13 protein-coding genes are annotated in these 15,668 nt (G+C 73.3%); 5 read left to right on the top strand and 8 right to left on the bottom strand.

Annotated features, from left to right (window positions below; genetic code table 11):
* Positions 1 to 18: 18 nt before the first annotated feature.
* From AQJ58_RS05040 to AQJ58_RS05015, 6 genes are all read right to left on the bottom strand, one after another.
* On the bottom strand, positions 19 to 2,241 hold the full coding sequence (locus tag AQJ58_RS05040) for a protein kinase domain-containing protein (RefSeq protein ID WP_067245083.1): 2,223 nt from the start codon (positions 2,239 to 2,241) through the stop codon (positions 19 to 21).
* 225 nt (positions 2,242 to 2,466) lie between these two features.
* Entirely contained in the window at positions 2,467 to 5,571 is a 3,105-nt protein-coding gene (locus tag AQJ58_RS05035; protein ID WP_067245081.1) for an efflux RND transporter permease subunit, read from the bottom strand.
* 142 nt (positions 5,572 to 5,713) lie between these two features.
* Positions 5,714 to 6,394, bottom strand: a complete 681-nt coding sequence (locus tag AQJ58_RS05030) for a response regulator (protein WP_067245079.1) — start codon at positions 6,392 to 6,394, stop codon at positions 5,714 to 5,716.
* Entirely contained in the window at positions 6,391 to 7,611 is a 1,221-nt protein-coding gene (locus AQJ58_RS05025) for a sensor histidine kinase (protein ID WP_067245077.1), read from the bottom strand. Before AQJ58_RS05025 ends, AQJ58_RS05030 begins: the two co-directional genes overlap by 4 nt.
* Positions 7,612 to 7,711: 100 nt before the next feature.
* Positions 7,712 to 7,990, bottom strand: coding sequence for a PspA-associated protein PspAA (gene pspAA, locus AQJ58_RS05020; RefSeq protein WP_067245075.1), 279 nt, complete (start codon positions 7,988 to 7,990; stop codon positions 7,712 to 7,714).
* 38 nt (positions 7,991 to 8,028) lie between these two features.
* The gene (locus AQJ58_RS05015; RefSeq protein ID WP_079078697.1) at positions 8,029 to 8,823 is read right to left on the bottom strand and encodes a PspA/IM30 family protein; all 795 of its coding nucleotides are present in this window, start codon (positions 8,821 to 8,823) and stop codon (positions 8,029 to 8,031) included.
* A 308-nt stretch (positions 8,824 to 9,131) separates the two neighbouring features.
* Here AQJ58_RS05015 and AQJ58_RS05010 point away from each other — a divergent pair, with 308 nt between their 5' ends.
* From AQJ58_RS05010 to AQJ58_RS05000, 3 genes are all read left to right on the top strand, one after another.
* On the top strand, positions 9,132 to 9,728 hold the full coding sequence (locus AQJ58_RS05010) for a DUF3043 domain-containing protein (RefSeq protein WP_067245071.1): 597 nt from the start codon (positions 9,132 to 9,134) through the stop codon (positions 9,726 to 9,728).
* 83 nt (positions 9,729 to 9,811) lie between these two features.
* Positions 9,812 to 10,525 carry a class I SAM-dependent methyltransferase gene (locus tag AQJ58_RS05005; protein ID WP_067245069.1) on the top strand — a complete coding sequence of 238 codons (714 nt, stop codon included), beginning with the start codon at positions 9,812 to 9,814 and terminating at the stop codon, positions 10,523 to 10,525.
* A gap of 138 nt (positions 10,526 to 10,663) precedes the next feature.
* Positions 10,664 to 11,746, top strand: a complete 1,083-nt coding sequence (locus AQJ58_RS05000) for a S1C family serine protease (protein ID WP_067245067.1) — start codon at positions 10,664 to 10,666, stop codon at positions 11,744 to 11,746.
* Between the two features lie 78 nt (positions 11,747 to 11,824).
* On the opposite strand, the gene AQJ58_RS04995 is transcribed toward AQJ58_RS05000, so the two are convergent.
* Positions 11,825 to 12,037, bottom strand: coding sequence for a hypothetical protein (locus tag AQJ58_RS04995; protein WP_067245066.1), 213 nt, complete (start codon positions 12,035 to 12,037; stop codon positions 11,825 to 11,827).
* Positions 12,038 to 12,151: 114 nt separating this feature from the next.
* On the opposite strand from AQJ58_RS04995, the gene AQJ58_RS04990 reads away from it, so the two are divergent.
* A complete protein-coding gene (locus AQJ58_RS04990; protein WP_067245064.1) occupies positions 12,152 to 13,360 on the top strand; it encodes a bifunctional adenosylcobinamide kinase/adenosylcobinamide-phosphate guanylyltransferase in 1,209 nt (402 codons plus the stop codon).
* A gap of 146 nt (positions 13,361 to 13,506) precedes the next feature.
* Here AQJ58_RS04990 and AQJ58_RS04985 read toward each other — a convergent pair whose 3' ends face one another.
* The gene (locus tag AQJ58_RS04985; RefSeq protein ID WP_067245062.1) at positions 13,507 to 14,415 is read right to left on the bottom strand and encodes a class I SAM-dependent methyltransferase; all 909 of its coding nucleotides are present in this window, start codon (positions 14,413 to 14,415) and stop codon (positions 13,507 to 13,509) included.
* A gap of 150 nt (positions 14,416 to 14,565) precedes the next feature.
* Here AQJ58_RS04985 and cobT point away from each other — a divergent pair, with 150 nt between their 5' ends.
* The gene (cobT, locus tag AQJ58_RS04980; protein WP_067245060.1) at positions 14,566 to 15,651 is read left to right on the top strand and encodes a nicotinate-nucleotide--dimethylbenzimidazole phosphoribosyltransferase; all 1,086 of its coding nucleotides are present in this window, start codon (positions 14,566 to 14,568) and stop codon (positions 15,649 to 15,651) included.
* The last annotated feature ends 17 nt before the right edge of the window (positions 15,652 to 15,668 follow it).

Here is a 15,668-nt window from a genome sequence, read left to right as displayed (position 1 = left end):
ACCCGCGCCGGCCCCGGATCACCCCGACACCGGCTCCAGGTCGGGGTGGCCCGGGTCCAGCGTGACGACCGTCCCGTCCGGACAGAGCACCATCAGGGCGCCCTCGTCGAGGAACACGCGCGCCGTCGCGTAGCCCGGCTCGGCGACATGGTCGGCGCGCGCGGGGGACTCCCACAGCAGGGTGCCCCTGGCCGCGTCCAGGGCCGCGGCCCGCCCGGAGGCGCTGGCCGCGAAGACCGTGCGGCCCTGCCCGTCGGCGACGGGCTCCCCGGGCTGCTGGAGGGTGGTCGAGGTCGCCCACAGGCGCTCGCCGGTCGCGGGCGCGTAGGCGGTCAGCAGGCCGCTGGAGGAGGCGAAGCACAGCACGCCGCCGGCCAGCGAGACCCTGCCGCGCGGACCGCCCGCCAGCTTCTTCTTCCGTACGGCCGCGGTGTCCGGGTCGATCAGCAGCACCTCGCTGTACGTCGTGTCGGCCAGGGTGCGGTCCTGCCGCCGGTGCATCACGAAGACCAGATCGCCGTCGACGGTGCCGAGGTACTCGGCGTCGCCGTCCGGCACGCTCACCTTGCGGGGCGTTCCGTCGGCCGGGTCGACGGCGTAGAACACGGTGCGCGACGGTGTGCCCGCATTGGTGCAGCCCGCGTACGGAAGACCGTCGACGTCGTGGACCTTGCAGCCGTAGCCGGCCCCGGCGGGAAGCGTCGTGGTCCAGCGGGTACCGCCGTCGCGCAGGTCGCGGGCGGTCACCCGAAGACCGTCCGAACTCAGCAGCAGATCCCCTACGACGGCGGGCATCTCGTAGGGGGACGCCGTCGCGCGCGACCAGCGCCGCTCGCCGGTGCGCGCGTCGAGGGCCAGGAGGGTGGCCTGCGAGTCGTTGCCCGCGCGGTTCAGGACCGACTGGGAGACCAGCACCACGTCGTCGTGCACTCCGAGGGGCGTACTGTCGTAGCGCTCCCGCGTCACCCCCGCGGGCAGGGGCTCGGCGCGCCAGACGATCCGCCCCGTCGCCCCGTCGACCCGGATCGGCAGGGTGCCGTTCCCTCCGCAGTACAGGGCGCCCCTGCCCGTCGTGCAGGACAGGGAGCCGCCGTCCACCATGTCGTCGGCGCCGCCCAGCGGCTCGCGCACCCCGCTCGCGGCCGTCGCGAACAGCGACGTCCGCCAGGGCTTCCAGCCCTCGGGAAGAGGGGCCCAGCGGGAGGACGCGGCGCCCGTGGCGTCCGGCTCCGCCCTGGCACCGGCCCCGCGGAACGGGTCGAACAGGAGGTAGCCGGTGAGGGCCACGGCGAGGACACCCGCGACCGCGGCCAGGACCGGCCACCGCAGCAGGCGGGGACCGCGGTCCGGCGGGAACGCCCGGGAGGGCCCCTCGGGTACGGGCCGCACGGGCGGTGTCCGCAGGGTCACCGTCGCCACCTCGCCCGTCTCCGGCTCGGGCAGCGCGCTCGCCAGCGCCCGGCCCAGTTCGTCGAGCCCGGGCCGCTCGTCGGCCTCCTTGGCCAGACAGCGCACCAGCACCGAGCGCAGCGGCTCGGCGACGGAGTCGACCGACGGTTCCTCGTGCATGACGCGGTACGCCGTCATGTAGGGGCTGTCGGCGTCGAAGGGGCCGTGACCGGTGGCGGCGAACACCAGCAGCGCGCCGAGCGAGAACACGTCCGAGGCCGGGCCGACCGAGCGGGCGTCCTTGAACTGCTCCGGGGACATGAACGGCGGAGTGCCGATCGCGTGCCCGGTCTCGGTGAGGGTCTGGTTCTCGGTGGCGCGGGAGATGCCGAAGTCGATGACCCGGGGGCCGTCCTCGGCCATGAGGACGTTGGCGGGCTTGAGGTCGCGGTGGACGACCCCGGCCCGGTGGATGTCCCGCAGCGCCTCCACCAGCCCGAGTGCCAGCCGGCGCAGCTCGGCGCCCTGCAGCGGGCCGTCCTCGCGGATGCGGGCGGAGAGCGCGGCACCCGGTACGTACTGCGTGGCCATCCAGGGCCGTACGGCCTCCGGGTCGGCGTCCACGACCGGGGCGGTGAAGGCACCGCTCACCTTGCGGACCGCCTCGATCTCCTGCCGGAACCGGGCCCGGAAGACCCCGTCCTCCGCGTACTGCGCGTGCACCAGCTTGACGGCGACGTCCCGTCCCGAACGGGACCGGCCGAGGTAGACGACGCCCATCCCGCCCGCCCCGAGGCGGTCGACGATCCGATATCCGCCGAGCGCCTTCGGGTCGCCCTTGGTCAGCGGCACGTCCCGGTTCCCCTTCCCCCGCCGGACAGTTCGCATCCACAGGATAGGGAAAGGCGGTGCGGAAGGCAGACCGGCAGGGCCGCGCTGCGCGGCACGCCGATGCCCCGGCGCGGGACTCGGCCGCGTCCGGGGCACCCTGCGAACAGCCGCGAACTCCTGATGAACCGGCCGGAAATGAAAAAACGTCGGCGCGACGGACAGGGTGTCCGCCGCGCCGACGTGCCGTCAGACGCCCGCCGGTTCGGGGGACTTCTCGGGCTGTGCGGACTGCCGCTTCAAGGCCCGCTTCCCGGCCCGGCGTTCCTTGCGCAGTTCGAGCATCGCGTAGAGCGTCGGGACGAGGAGCAGGGTGAGCAGCGTGGAGGTGATCAGACCGCCGATCACGACCACCGCCAGCGGCTTGGCGATGAAGCCGCCCTGACCGGTGACGCCGAGAGCCATCGGCAGCAGGGCGAAGATGGTCGCCAGCGCGGTCATGAGGATGGGGCGCAGCCGGTGCCGGCCGCCTTCCACCACGGCCTCGACGACGCCGTACCCCTGCTTGCGGTACTGGTTGATGAGGTCGATCAGGACGATCGCGTTGGTCACCACGATGCCGATGAGCATCAGCATGCCGATCATCGCCGGGACGCCCATCGGGGTGCCGGTGGCGAGGAGCAGACCGATCGCGCCGGTCGCCGCGAACGGGATGGAGACCAGCAGGATCAGCGGCTGCACGAGCGAGCGGAAGGTCGCCACCAGCAGCATGAAGACGATCGCGATCGCCGCGAGCATCGCCAGGCCCAGGTTCTTGAACGCGTCGTCCTGGTCGGAGGAGACACCGCCGATCTCGGCGGTGGCGCCCGCCGGGAGCTTCAGCGCCTTGATCCTGGACTGGAGCTGGGAGCTGACCGCGCCCGTGTTGTCGCCGGTGGGCCGGGCGGTGACGGTGGCCGCGCGCTGCCCGTCGATCCGGGTCATCGACACCGGGCCGTCGACCAGTTGGACGGTGGCGACGTCACCGAGCCGTACGGCGCCGAGCCGCAGCGCCTTCAGTTCGGCCAGGGTCCGCGTGGGCTGCGCCGAGCGGATGACGACATCGCGTTCGGTGTCGTCGAGGAGGGCCTTCGCCGCCGTCGTCCCGCGCACGGCCTGGCTGACCGCCGCGCCCAGCGTCTGCTCGTCGAAACCGGCCGCGGCCGCCCGGGAGTTCGCCTGGACGGAGATGCGCGGCACGCTCTGCGACAGGTCGCTGGTGACGTCGGTGACGTCGTCGAGCCCGGCGACCGTCTTGCGGACCTGCTCGGACGCCGTGCGCAGCACGTCCGCGTCGGCCGCCTTCACCACGACGCTCAGGTCCTGGCTGCTGAAGCCGTCACCGGCGGCGACGGTGGTCTCGCCGATGCCGTCGAGCTTCTTCAGCCCGTCCTCGATCCGGCTCTGCACGTCCTCGGAGTGCGCCGAGTCCTCCAGCATGACCTGGAACGAGGCATGGTTGGTGTCGGTGCTCCCGCCGAAAGCCGCCAGGAAGCCGGAGGAACCGACGGTGACCTGGTAGTCCTTCACGCCCTCGACACCGGAGAGCAGCTTCTCCACCTTCTTCGCCTGGACGTCGGTCGCGGCCAGGCTGGTGCCGGGCTTCAGCTCCTGCTTCACCGTCAGGATCTGCTGCTCGCCCTGGTCGAAGAAGTTGGTCTTCAGCAGGGGTGCCATGCCGAAGGTGCCGAGGAGGACGACGACGGCGAGGGCCACACTGATGAGCCGGCGCCGGGTCGCGAACCTGAGGACGGGGACGTAGATCCGCTGGAGCCGGCTGTTGTTCTCCTTCTCCTCCGCCGCGCGACGGGCTTCCTCGGCGTCCTCGGAGGTGCCCTTGGGAGCCCGCAGGAACCAGTAGGACAGCACCGGTACGACGGTCAGTGAGACCAGGAGGGAGGCCAGCAGGGCCGCCGTGACGGTCAGGCTGAACGCGCCGAACAGCGCGCCCACCATGCCGCCGACCAGACCGATCGGCAGGAACACGGCCACCGTGGTGAGGGTGGAGGAGGTGACCGCGCCGGCCACCTCGCGGACCGCGGCGAGGATGGCGGCCTGCCGCTCCTCGCCGTAACCGAGGTGGCGCTTGATGTTCTCCAGCACGACGATCGAGTCGTCGACGACCCGGCCGACCGCGATGGTCAGCGCGCCGAGGGTCAGCATGTTGAGCGACAGGTCGCGGGTCCACAGCACGATCAGGGCGAGGACCACCGACAGCGGGATGGAGACCGCGGTGACCAGCGTCGAGCGGACCGACGCCAGGAACACGAGGATGACGAGGACCGCGAAGAGCAGTCCGAGCGCGCCCTCCGTGGTGAGGCCTTCGATGGCCTTGGAGACGGCCGGGCCCTGGTCGCTGACGACGGTGATCTTCGCGCCGGAGCCGAGGTTCTGGCGCAGACCGGGCAGCTTGTCCTCGACGGCCTTCGAGATGGCGACCGCGCTGCCGTCGTGGTCCATGGTGACCGTGACGGCGAGGCTGGGCTTGCCGTCGGTGCGGGTGAGGGAGTCGGAGGGTGCCTCCTCCTGCCGCACCGTGGCGACGTCACCGAGCCGCACCGGCTTCTGGCCGGCCGCGCCGGGGATGCGCAGGTCCTCGATCTGCCGGACGGAGGTGTAGCCGTCGCCGACCCGGACGGTGCGGTTGCTGCCCGCCTCGTCGAAGGAGCCGGCCGGGACGGTCGCACCGCCCGCCTGGAGGGCCAGCGCGAGGGACTGGGTGGTCAGGCCCGCCTTGGCGAGTGCGGCGTCGGCCGGGGTGACGGTGACCTGGAGGTCGCGGACGCCGGCGACGGAGACCTGGCCGACGCCGTCGATGTCCTTCAGGACGGGCACCACGGTGGAGTCGAGCTGGTCGGCGAGGGCCCGCGGGTCCTTGCTGGAGGTGACCGCGAGGACCACGGCCGGTACGTCGTCCGTGGAACCGGCGATGACCTGCGGGTCCACCGAGGCGGGGAGCAGGGCGCGGGCCCGGTTGACGGCCAGCTGGACGTCGGCGACGAGCTGCTTGGTGTTGTTGCCGTAGTCGAAGGACGCCACGACGAGGGCGTTGCCCTCGCTCGCGGTGGAGGTGACGCCGGTGATGCCGTCGACCCCTTCGAGGCTGTTCTCGATCGGTTCGACGACCTGCTTCTCGACGACGTCCGGGGAGGCGCCCTGGTAGGGGGCGAGCACGGACACCATCGGCAGGGCGATGGTCGGGAGCAGCTGCTGTTTGAGCTGCGGGACGGTGATCGCGCCGAAGACGAGCGCGATCAGGGACATCAGGCCTATCAGGGCCCGTTGTCCGAGGCTGAAGCGGGACAGCCAGGACATGGGTGGGGGTCTCTCTTCTGTGAGCGGCAGAAGTGCCGGATGCGGCCCTTCAACCCTGTGCCCTCACCACCGGGCGATCCGTAAGCCCCAGGTCCATTTCCTTAACCCCCTCATACTCCGACCGCAGTACGAGGGGGCGGCGTCACTCCACCCTCGGGCGGACCAGCCCCGACTCGTAGGCGATGACCACGAGTTGGGCCCGGTCACGGGCGCCGAGCTTCGCCATGGCCCGGTTGACGTGCGTCTTCACGGTCAGCGGGCTGACCTCCAGACGCTCGGCTATCTCGTCGTTGGAGTGACCGCCGGCCACCTGGACGAGGACCTCGCGCTCGCGCACCGTGAGGGCGCCGAGGCGCTGTGCCCGGGCGGGGTCGTGGTCGTGGGGCGCCTCGCCCTGGGCGAGGAAGCGGGCGATCAGGCCCTTGGTGGCGGCCGGCGAGAGCAGGGCCTCGCCGCCGGCGGCGATCCGGATCGCGCTGAGCAGCTCCTCCGGCTCGCTGCCCTTGCCGAGGAAGCCGGAGGCGCCCGCGCGCAGCGACTGCACCACGTAGTCGTCGACCTCGAAGGTGGTCAGGATGACCACCCGGACCTGGGCGAGGTCGGGGTCCGCGCTGATCTCGCGGGTGGCGGCGAGGCCGTCGGTGCCGGGCATGCGGATGTCCATCAGGACGACGTCCGGGCGCTCCGCGCGGGCCAGCCGGACCGCCTGCGCCCCGTCGGACGCCTCCCCCACCACCTCCATGTCGGACTCGGAGTCGACGAGCACCCGGAACGCGCTGCGCAGCAGCGCCTGGTCGTCGGCGAGCAGGACACGGATGGTCATACGGGGTCCTCGGCGGTCCGGGGGCGGGGCTTGACGGGCAGGATCGCATGCACCCGGAAACCGCCTCCGTAGCGGGGACCGGTGGTGAGGGTGCCGCGCAGGGCGGTGACGCGTTCGCGCATGCCGAGCAGACCGTGCCCGCCGCCGACCGGGGCCTCCTCGGGCCCCGGGGATCCGTCGTCGAGGACCGTGATCTCGATGTGCGGTCCCACGCGTACGACGCTGACCTCGGCCTTCGCGTCCGCTCCCGCGTGCTTCTGGACGTTGGTGAGGGCCTCCTGGATGACCCGGTAGGCGGCCAGGTCCACGGCGGCGGGGAGTGGCGCGTCGTGGTCGGCGCGGGCCACCTCGACCAGCAGGCCGGCGTTGCGGAAGGTGCCGGCCAGCTCGTCGAGGCGGTCCAGGCCGGGGGCCGGTTCGGTGGGGGCCTCCGGGTCGCCGGACTGGCGCAGCAGGCCGACGGTGGCGCGCAGCTCGCTGAGCGCGGAGCGGCTGGCCTCGCGGACATGGGCGAGGGCCTCCTTGGCCTGGTCGGGGCGCTTGTCCATGACGTGCGCGGCGACCCCGGCCTGGACGTTGACCAGGGCGATGTGGTGGGCGACCACGTCGTGCAGATCGCGGGCGATGCGCAGCCGTTCCTCGGCGACGCGGCGGCGGGCCTCCTCCTCGCGGGTGCGCTCGGCCCGCTCGGCGCGCTCGCGGATGGCCTGGACGACGGCCCGGCGGCTGCGGACGGCGTCGCCGGCGGTGGCGCCGATGCCGGTCCAGGCGAGGATGCCGAGGTTCTCCTGCGCGTACCAGGGCAGCGGGCCGGCCAGCATCGCGGCGCTGGTGAGCGCGGTCATCGTGAGCAGGCCGGCGCGCAGGGTGGTGCGGCGGTCGGTGGTGGCGGCGACGGTGAAGAGGGCGACGACGGCGGACATCGCGACCGGGGCACGGGGGTCGCCGGTGACGCACTCGACGACGGACAGGGTGCCGGTGACGGCGAGGACCGTCATGGGTGCGCGGCGGCGGAAGACCAGGGTGAGGGCGCCGAGCGTCATCAGCAGGAGGCTGAGGGGGGCGGGGGGACGGACGCTCCAGCTGACGGTGTGGCCGCTGTGCGGGCCGACGAAGGAGCCGGCGAGCATGCACAGCAGGACGCCCGCGGCGAGGGCCGAGTCCAGGGCGAGGGGGTGGGCCGTCAGCTGGTGCCGGGCCCGTGCGAGGGGGGTCACGTTCTGCTTACCGTCGCTCTCCTGGCCGTGCCCGGGGGCTCACCGCCCCCGGACCCCCGCTTCGGCCCTGAAGGGGCCTCGTCCGCCGGGGCTGGTTTCCCTACCCCGGGATCAGTCCGTCGTCGCTCAGCATCTCCCTGACCTCCTCCAGGCTCGCGTCCGGGGTCGGCAGGATCAGTTCCGACGGTTCGAGGGCGTCGTCGGGCAGGGGCTCGCCGAGGCGGCGGACCGCGTCGAGGAGGGCGCCCAGGGTGCGCCGGAAGCCCGTGTCGTCGCCGCCCTCCATCTCCGCGAGCAGCTCGTCGTCGAGTGTGTTCAGCTCGGCGAAGTGGGAGTCGGCCAGTTTCCACTGGCCCTCCCCCATGATCCGTACGATCATGTCGGCCCTCCTCGGCTCCGGTCCCCGGCGCCGGGCTGTTACTGCTTGTCGAAGCGCGGGGTGTCCTGCTGCTGCTGCGGGGACTGCCGGCCCGTGCCGCCCTCGATGGCCTGCTGCCCGGAGGAGGAGCCCCCGGCCAGCTCGGCCTTCATGCGCTGCAGTTCCAGCTCTACATCCGTACCACCGGAGAGCCGGTCCAGCTCGCTCTGGATGTCGTCCTTCGCGATGCCGGTGGGGTCGTCCAGGGCGCCGGAGGCGAGCAGCTCGTCGAGGGCGCCGGCCCGCGCCTGGAGCTGGGCGGTCTTGTCCTCGGCGCGCTGGATGGCGAGGCCGACGTCGCCCATCTCCTCGGAGATGCCGGAGAAGGCCTCGCCGATGCGGGTCTGGGCCTGCGCGGCGGTGTAGGTGGCCTTGATGGTCTCCTTCTTCGTACGGAAGGCGTCGACCTTGGCCTGGAGGCGCTGCGCCGCGAGCGTGAGCTTCTCCTCCTCGCCCTGGAGCGTGGCGTGCTGCGTCTCCAGGTCGGTGACCTGCTGCTGGAGGGCGGCCCGGCGGGAGAGGGCCTCGCGGGCGAGGTCCTCGCGGCCGAGCGCGAGCGCCTTGCGGCCCTGGTCCTCCAGCTTCGAGGACTGCGACTGCAACTGGTTGAGCTGAAGCTCCAGGCGCTTGCGCGAGGTGGCCACGTCGGCGACGCCGCGGCGGACCTTCTGCAGGAGCTCCAGCTGCTTCTGGTACGAGTAGTCGAGGGTCTCGCGCGGGTCCTCGGCCCGGTCAAGGGCTTTGTTCGCCTTCGCGCGGAAGATCATCCCCATACGCTTCATGACACCGCTCATGGGCTTCGCGCGCCCCCTTCTGACGTCCAGCTCGAGCTCTGCGACAGAACCCACAGTACGGGCCCTGCATCCATTGACGCACTGTTCGGGGGCGGATGCGCTCCTCCCCGAGAACGACTGACGGGGTCCTTTGATCCGGCGTGAGGAGTAGGTGACCCTCAGGGTGGGCACCCGCCCGCCCTTACGTCCCCTCTTCCTCCGTTTTCCCCCGACTGTCCCGGTCCGTCTCCACTACAGACGCGTGGTGTTGCCGGATCGTTCCCCGCGGGACTGGGGTCCATGCCCGCGAGCGCTTACCCTTGGGTTTTGTGTTCCGTAGCCGTGCCAAGGAAGAGAAGGCCCCCGCCGACAAGGCGGCGGTGACCGACTCCAAGCAGACCCGTGACCCGCAGGCCCCCAAGGGCCGGCCGACGCCCAAGCGCAGCGAGGCCCAGTCCCAGCGCCGCAGCGTCGCCCACACACCGACGACGCGCAAGGAGGCCGCCAAGCGGCAGCGCGACGAGCGCCGCACCCAGCTGGAGCGTCAGCGCCAGGCGCTGGCGGGCGGCGACGAGCGGTACCTCCCGGCCCGTGACAAGGGGCCGGTCCGCAAGTTCGCGCGCGACTTCGTCGACTCGCGGTTCAACGTGGCGGAGTTCTTCCTGCCCATGGCCGTGGCGATCCTGGTGCTGAGCCTGGTCCGGGTGGCCTCGCTGCAGACCGTCGCGCTGCTGCTGTGGCTGGTCGTGATCGTGCTGATCGTGCTCGACTCGATCGTCTCCGCCTTCCGGCTGCGCAAGGCGCTGCAGGCGCGCTTCCCCGACCAGAACAGGCGGGGCGCGGTCGCCTACGCCTTGATGCGCTCCCTGCAGATGCGCCGGCTCCGGCTGCCGAAGCCGCAGGTCAAGCGCGGAGAGCGGCCCTGAGCACGACGGCGTTCTCCGGGGGAGCGGCCGAGGCCTGGCTGAGCAGGCTGGGCGGGCTGCGTGATGTCGTACGGCAGGAGCTGGTGGCCCGGCAGCTCGACGAGCAGATCACCGGGCGTTATCCGGTCGGGCAGCGGCTGCGGGTGCTCGACGTGGGCATGGGGCAGGGCACGCAGGCGCTGCGGCTGGCCCGCCTCGGTCATCAGGTGACCGGTCTGGAGCAGGACACGACGATGGCCGCGGTGGCCCGGGAGGCACTCGCCGGGGAGCCGGAGGGCATCCGGGAGCGGATGCGGATCATCGAGGGCGACGGCCGGGACACCGGGGTGCACTTCCTGCCGGGCAGCTTCGACGTGGTGCTGTGCCACGGCGTCCTGATGTACGTCGAGGAGCCGGACGCCCTGCTGGCCGGTCTGGGCCGGATGCTGGCCCCGGGCGGGCTGCTGTCGCTGCTCGTGCGCAACGCGGACGCGCTGGCCATGCGGCCGGGACTGAGCGGCGAGTGGGCGGACGCGCTGGCCTCCTTCGACACGGTGGCCTACACCAATCGGCTCGGTCTGGACGTGCGCGCCGACCGGCTGGCGACCCTGACCGACGCGCTGGCCGGGATCGGGGCGCCGTTGCAGGCGTGGTACGGGGTGCGGGTGTTCACCGACACCGCCTCGGACGACACGGCGGCGCCGGAGGATCCCGCGGAGGCGGAGGCGCTGCTGGCGGTGGAGGAGCGGGCCGGCAGGACGGACCCCTACCGGGGGGTGGCGGCGTTGCTGCACCTCTGTGGGGTTCGGGGGGCCTGAGGTCGGGTCGCCGTACGGGTGCGGTTCCGTGGGATTTGATCGCGCGGTTCCCCGCGCCCCTTGTGCGGCCGGTACGGGCTTCACTCGTTCGGGTGGGTCCACCGGGCCCGTCCCGTGCCCCGCCCTGAGACTCGGCACATGGACGCTGCCCGTTTCCGTGCCCTGGGAATCGCCTTGCTCGTGTGCTGTGCCGGGTGTTCCGGGCTCGGGGCGCCCGCCGGTGCACGGACTCCGCAGGCCACCACCGCACAGGCCGCGCAGGCCGCGCAGCCCGTCGTGCGGCCGCCCGGGCAGGCCGCGGAGGAGTTGCAGGGCGACTTCCAGCGGGTGATCAAGGACGTACTGCCCTCGGTGGTGCAGGTCGAGACGGACAGCGGGCTCGGGTCGGGGGTCGTCTACGACGGCAGGGGCCACATCGTCACCAACGCGCACGTCGTCGCGGACGGGCGGACGTTCCGGGTGACCACCGCCAACAGCAAGAAGCCGCTGACGGCGACCCTCGTCTCCGCCTACCCGGAGCAGGACCTCGCCGTGGTCAAGCTGGACAGTGTGCCGGCCGGGCTGCGGGCGGCGTCGTTCGGGGACTCCTCGAAGGTGCAGGTCGGGCAGGTCGTGCTGGCGATGGGATCGCCGCTCGGGCTGTCGTCGAGCGTGACGGAGGGCATCGTCTCGGCGACCGGACGGACCGTCAGCGAGGGCAGTGACGGCGGCGGTACGGGGGCGACCCTCGCCAACATGGTGCAGACCTCGGCGGCGATCAACCCGGGCAACAGCGGGGGCGCGCTGGTGGGCCTGGACGGGCGCATCATCGGGATCCCGACGCTCGCCGCGACCGATCCCGAGCTCGGCGGCGGAGCGGCGCCCGGCATCGGGTTCGCGATCCCCGCGTCGACCGTGCGCACGATCGCCGACCAGATCGTGCGCAGCGGCCGGGTGACCGACTCGGGCCGGGCGGCGCTCGGCATCACCGGACGCACCTTCGTGGACGCGGACTTCCAGCCCGCCGGGGTGGTCGTGGTGGAGGTGAAGAGCGGCGGTGCGGCCGAGAAGGCGGGGATCGGGCCGGGGGACGTGATCGTCCGGCTCGGCGACACGGACATCACCACCATCGCCTCGCTGACGGAGGCGCTGGCCGAGGAGAAGCCGGGCGACCGGACCACCGTGACGTACACCCACGACGGCAAGGAGAAGACGGCCCGGGTGACGCTGGGTGAGCAGTGAGGCGGGTGCGCAGGCGGTGCGGAGGCGGTGCGCGGAGGGGCGGCCGTGTCGGGGCCGCCCCTTGCCGCGGTTACGGGGTCAGGCCTCGTTCGCGTGCAGGCTCATGGGGCCGTAGATCTCGGTGGAGTCCTCGAAGAGCCGCACCTGGTCCGCGCCGCCTTCGAGGAGGGCCTTCCACTGTTCCCCGATCCAGGACTCGGCGTCCCCCTGGGTGGTGAACTCCTCCGGCTCCACCGCGGGCGGGACCTCCGTCCCGTCGGTCTTCTCGAACCGCCACGTCCATGCCGCCATGTACGCCTCCCTGAAGTGACCACGTGCAGAGCAGAGGCCGGATCTTGGTCCGGTCCCTGCCGAGCAGCCTAGTCGGATGCGCAAGACCAGGTCAGAGACGCGAAAATACGCTGTGTGGAAGTGACTCTGCTCGGAACCGGTGCCCCGGCGGGGCTGCCCCGCCCCGACTGCCCCTGCGCGGTGTGCGCGCTGTCGCTGGGACCGCACGCGCGTGCGGCGACCGCGTTGCTCGTGGACGGGGCACTGCTCCTCGATCTGACGCCCGGTGCGGCCTTCGCGGCGGCCCGGGTGGGGCATTCGCTGGGCGGGGTACGTCAGGTGCTGCTGTCGCATCCGCACGACGGGCCGCCGGTGGAGGTGCCGGCCGGGCTGCCGCAGCCGGGGCGGGTCCCGGACGGGCGGGAGTTGGCGCTGCTGACGGGGCATCGGGTGCGGGCGGTGGCGATGGACGCGCCCGGCACCGGTTACGCGGTGACCGGTCCGGACGGGCAGCGGCTGCTGTATCTGCCGCCCGGGGGCGCGCCGGCCGGTCTGGAGGAGGGGGCGGAGGCCGCCGAGCGGTACGACCTGGTCCTCGCCGATCCGGTGGGGCGGCCGGACGCGCTGGCGAAGCTCCGGGCGGTGGGCGCGGTCGGGCCGACGACGGACGTGGTCGCCGTACATCTGGACCATGACGTGCCGCCGGGCGCGGAGTTGACGCGACGGCTGGCGGCGGCGGGCGCGCGGGCGGTGCCGGACGGGACGACGCTGGTGGCGGGGGTGTACGAGGACGTGCCGGACGTGCCGCGGCGGACGCTGGTGCTGGGCGGGGCGCGGTCGGGGAAGTCGGTGGAGGCGGAGCGGCGGCTGGAGTCGTTCCCGGATGTGCTGTACGTGGCGACCGGGGGGACGCGGGGCGGGGACACCGAGTGGGCGGCCCGGGTGGCCGCGCACCGGGAGCGGCGGCCGGGTTCGTGGCGTACGGCGGAGACGTGCGACCTGGTGCCGTTGCTGGCGGAGGCGGGGGCGCCGGTGCTGATCGACTGTCTGTCGCTGTGGCTGACGGACGTCATGGACGCGGTGGGCGCGTGGGACGACGCGGTGTGGGCGGACGGGGGTGAGCGGGGCCTGCGGGGGCGGGTCGCGGAGTTGGCGGGGGCGGTGCGGGGGGCCCGGCGGACCGTGGTGCTGGTGTCGAACGAGGTGGGGTCGGGGATCGTGCCGGCGACCGCGTCCGGGCGCCGGTACCGGGACGAGCTGGGGCGCTTGAACGCGGCGGTGGCGGCCGAGTGCGAGGAGGTGGTCCTGGTGGTGGCGGGCCAGGCGGTGGTGCTGCGGGGGTGAGCACCGGGGGCGCGGGGCCCCGCTCGACCGGTCGCGACGCGCCCGGCTCGTCCACCCGCCCGCGCTCGTCCACGCGCCCGCGCTCGTCCACGCGCCCGCGTCCGTCCACGCGCCCGTACTCGCCCGACGGCCGGCGCTCGCCGCGCTCACCCGGCCTTTCGGGCGATCACCCGGTACGCGTTCGAGAAGCGGGTGCGGCGCAGGGCCGGGGCCAGGACATGGTCCACCAGCGCGGCGGCGGCGGTGGCGGGCCCCGCGGCGCGGTGCAGGCGGGTGCGGTTCAAGTAGAGGGAGACCGCCGTCGACAGGTCGTGGGGGGTGTGGGCGGCGCTGCGGTCGGTGGTGACGATGGCGCAGCCCTGGGACTCGAGTTCCAGCAGGAGGTTGGCCGGCGGGATTAGGTGGAGGTGGCGGGGCTGGTCGTGCGGGTGCCACCACTTGCCCAGGACCGTCGCGAACGCGCTGGTGGGGTCCGGGAGTTCGAGCAGGAGGTGACCGCCGGGCCGCAGGGCGGTGAGTGCGGCGGCGAGCTCCTGCCGGGGTTCCCTGGTGTGGGGGAGGTGGTGGAGCATGCTGACGACGTCGTAGCGCCCGCGCAGCCGGGAGAGGACGTCGGGGGCGGTGAGCGCGCCCAGGTGGGCCTCGTCCAGGCGGCCGGCCGCCCGTGCCCGCTGCACGCGCGGGGTCACGTCCACCCCGTCGAACGCCGTGTAGGCGAACAGCGCCTTGGCCGCCAGGGGGAAGCGGGCGTCCCCCGTCCCCACGTCCAGCCAGCTCTCCGGTTCCGGGAAGGGCAGCATCGCGCGCGCCGTCGCCCGCAGGTGCCGGGGGCTGTGGCGCCGGTCGCGCGGACCGTCGTAGAGCGTCAGTCCCTCGGGGGTCAGGCGCGGGTTCTGGAAGGCGTGCGCGCAGTCCCGGCACTCGTCGACCACGAAGGTGCCCGGTCTGCGCCGGCGCAGGTCCGGTGACCGCAGTCGGGTGCGCAGGCGTTTCGATCCGCACCACGGGCAGTCGTCGCGGCGCGGATCGTGGATGGGCCTGGGCCGGGAGGGCATGAGCGGCTCCGGGAAGGGCAGGGTGAGCGCTACGACATTCCGCAGCAAAACGGAACGTATGGGATATCGATCTTGGGTGCAACGACGTCGCGCCCGTGGGGTGCCCATGTGCCGCCGAACCGGTCGTCCGGTGCCGGTACTGTTCGGCGAATGAGCTCGCTTAATCTCGACGACTTCACCGATCTGATCGAGCGCCCCGACGGCGGCGTCCGCCGCGACGCGGAGGCCCGCCGGGAACGTCAGATCGTGCCGCCCGGATCGCTGGGGCGCCTGGACGACCTGGGTGAGTGGCTGGCGGCGGCACAGGGTTCGGTGCCCGTGCGGCCGGTCGTCCGGCCGCGGGTGGTGCTGTTCGCGGGCGACCACGGCGTCGCCGAGCTCGAGGTCTCGGCCCGGCCGGCCGGCACCGCCGCGGACCTGGTGCGGGAGATCCTGGAGGGCGGCCGCCCGGTCTCGGTGCTCGCCCGGCGCCTCGACGTGCCCGTGCGGATCGTGGACATGGCCCTGGACTGCGAGCCGGACGCGTTCCCGGAGGACGTCGTACGGCACCGGGTGCGGCGGGGCAGCGGCCGGATCGACATCGAGGACGCCCTGACGGTCGAGGAGGCCGAGGCCGCCTTCCGGGCGGGCGTGGCGGTCGCGGACGAGGAGGCCGACTCCGGTACGGACCTGGTCGTCCTCGGCGATGTCAGCGTGGGCGGGACCACGGCGGCCGGGGTACTGGTCGCCGCGCTGTGCGGGACCGACGCCTCCGTCGTGACCGGGCGGGGCGGCGAGGGCATCGACGACCTGGCGTGGATGCGCAAGTGCGCGGCCATCCGGGACGCGCTGCGGCGGGCGCGGCCGGTCCTCGGGGAGCAGCTCCACCTGCTGGCGACGGTCGGCGGGGCCGACCTCGCCGCGATGACGGGCTTTCTGCTCCAGTGCGCCGTACGGAAGTTGCCCGTCGTGCTGGACGGGGTCGTGGCGGCCGCGTGCGCGCTCGTGGGGCAGCGGATCGCGTTCCGGGCGCCGGACTGGTGGCTGGCGGCGAACAGGACCGGCGAGCCGGGGCAGGCGAAGGCGCTGGACCGGATGGCGCTGGAGCCGCTGCTCGACCAGGGCGTGAAGGTCGGGGAGGGCGCCGGGGCGCTGCTGGCGCTGCCGCTGGTACAGGCCGCGGCGGCCCTGGCCGCCGAACTCCCGGTGCGGCCGGAGAAGGCAGAGGTCTCCGAGGAGGAGCCGGAGAAGGAGTGACACGGCGGCGGCGGGTC

The organism is Streptomyces sp. DSM 15324 (assembly GCF_001514285.1).
Taxonomy (GTDB): Bacteria; Actinomycetota; Actinomycetes; order Streptomycetales; family Streptomycetaceae; genus Streptomyces.
Note: the sequence above shows the minus strand (reverse complement) of the source record. Positions and strands in the feature narration are given on the sequence as shown.

Excerpts from the sequence above, each read along its gene's own strand:
- AQJ58_RS05035 (WP_067245081.1), bottom strand. The coding sequence starts at position 5,571 with ATGTCCTGGCTGTCCCGCTTCAGCCTCGGACAACGGGCCCTGATAGGC.
- AQJ58_RS05030 (WP_067245079.1), bottom strand. The coding sequence starts at position 6,394 with ATGACCATCCGTGTCCTGCTCGCCGACGACCAGGCGCTGCTGCGCAGC.
- pspAA (WP_067245075.1), bottom strand. The coding sequence starts at position 7,990 with ATGATCGTACGGATCATGGGGGAGGGCCAGTGGAAACTGGCCGACTCC.
- AQJ58_RS05015 (WP_079078697.1), bottom strand. The coding sequence starts at position 8,823 with ATGAGCGGTGTCATGAAGCGTATGGGGATGATCTTCCGCGCGAAGGCG.
- AQJ58_RS05000 (WP_067245067.1), top strand. The coding sequence starts at position 10,664 with ATGGACGCTGCCCGTTTCCGTGCCCTGGGAATCGCCTTGCTCGTGTGC.
- AQJ58_RS04995 (WP_067245066.1), bottom strand. The coding sequence starts at position 12,037 with ATGGCGGCATGGACGTGGCGGTTCGAGAAGACCGACGGGACGGAGGTC.
- AQJ58_RS04985 (WP_067245062.1), bottom strand. The coding sequence starts at position 14,415 with ATGCCCTCCCGGCCCAGGCCCATCCACGATCCGCGCCGCGACGACTGC.
- cobT (WP_067245060.1), top strand. The coding sequence starts at position 14,566 with ATGAGCTCGCTTAATCTCGACGACTTCACCGATCTGATCGAGCGCCCC.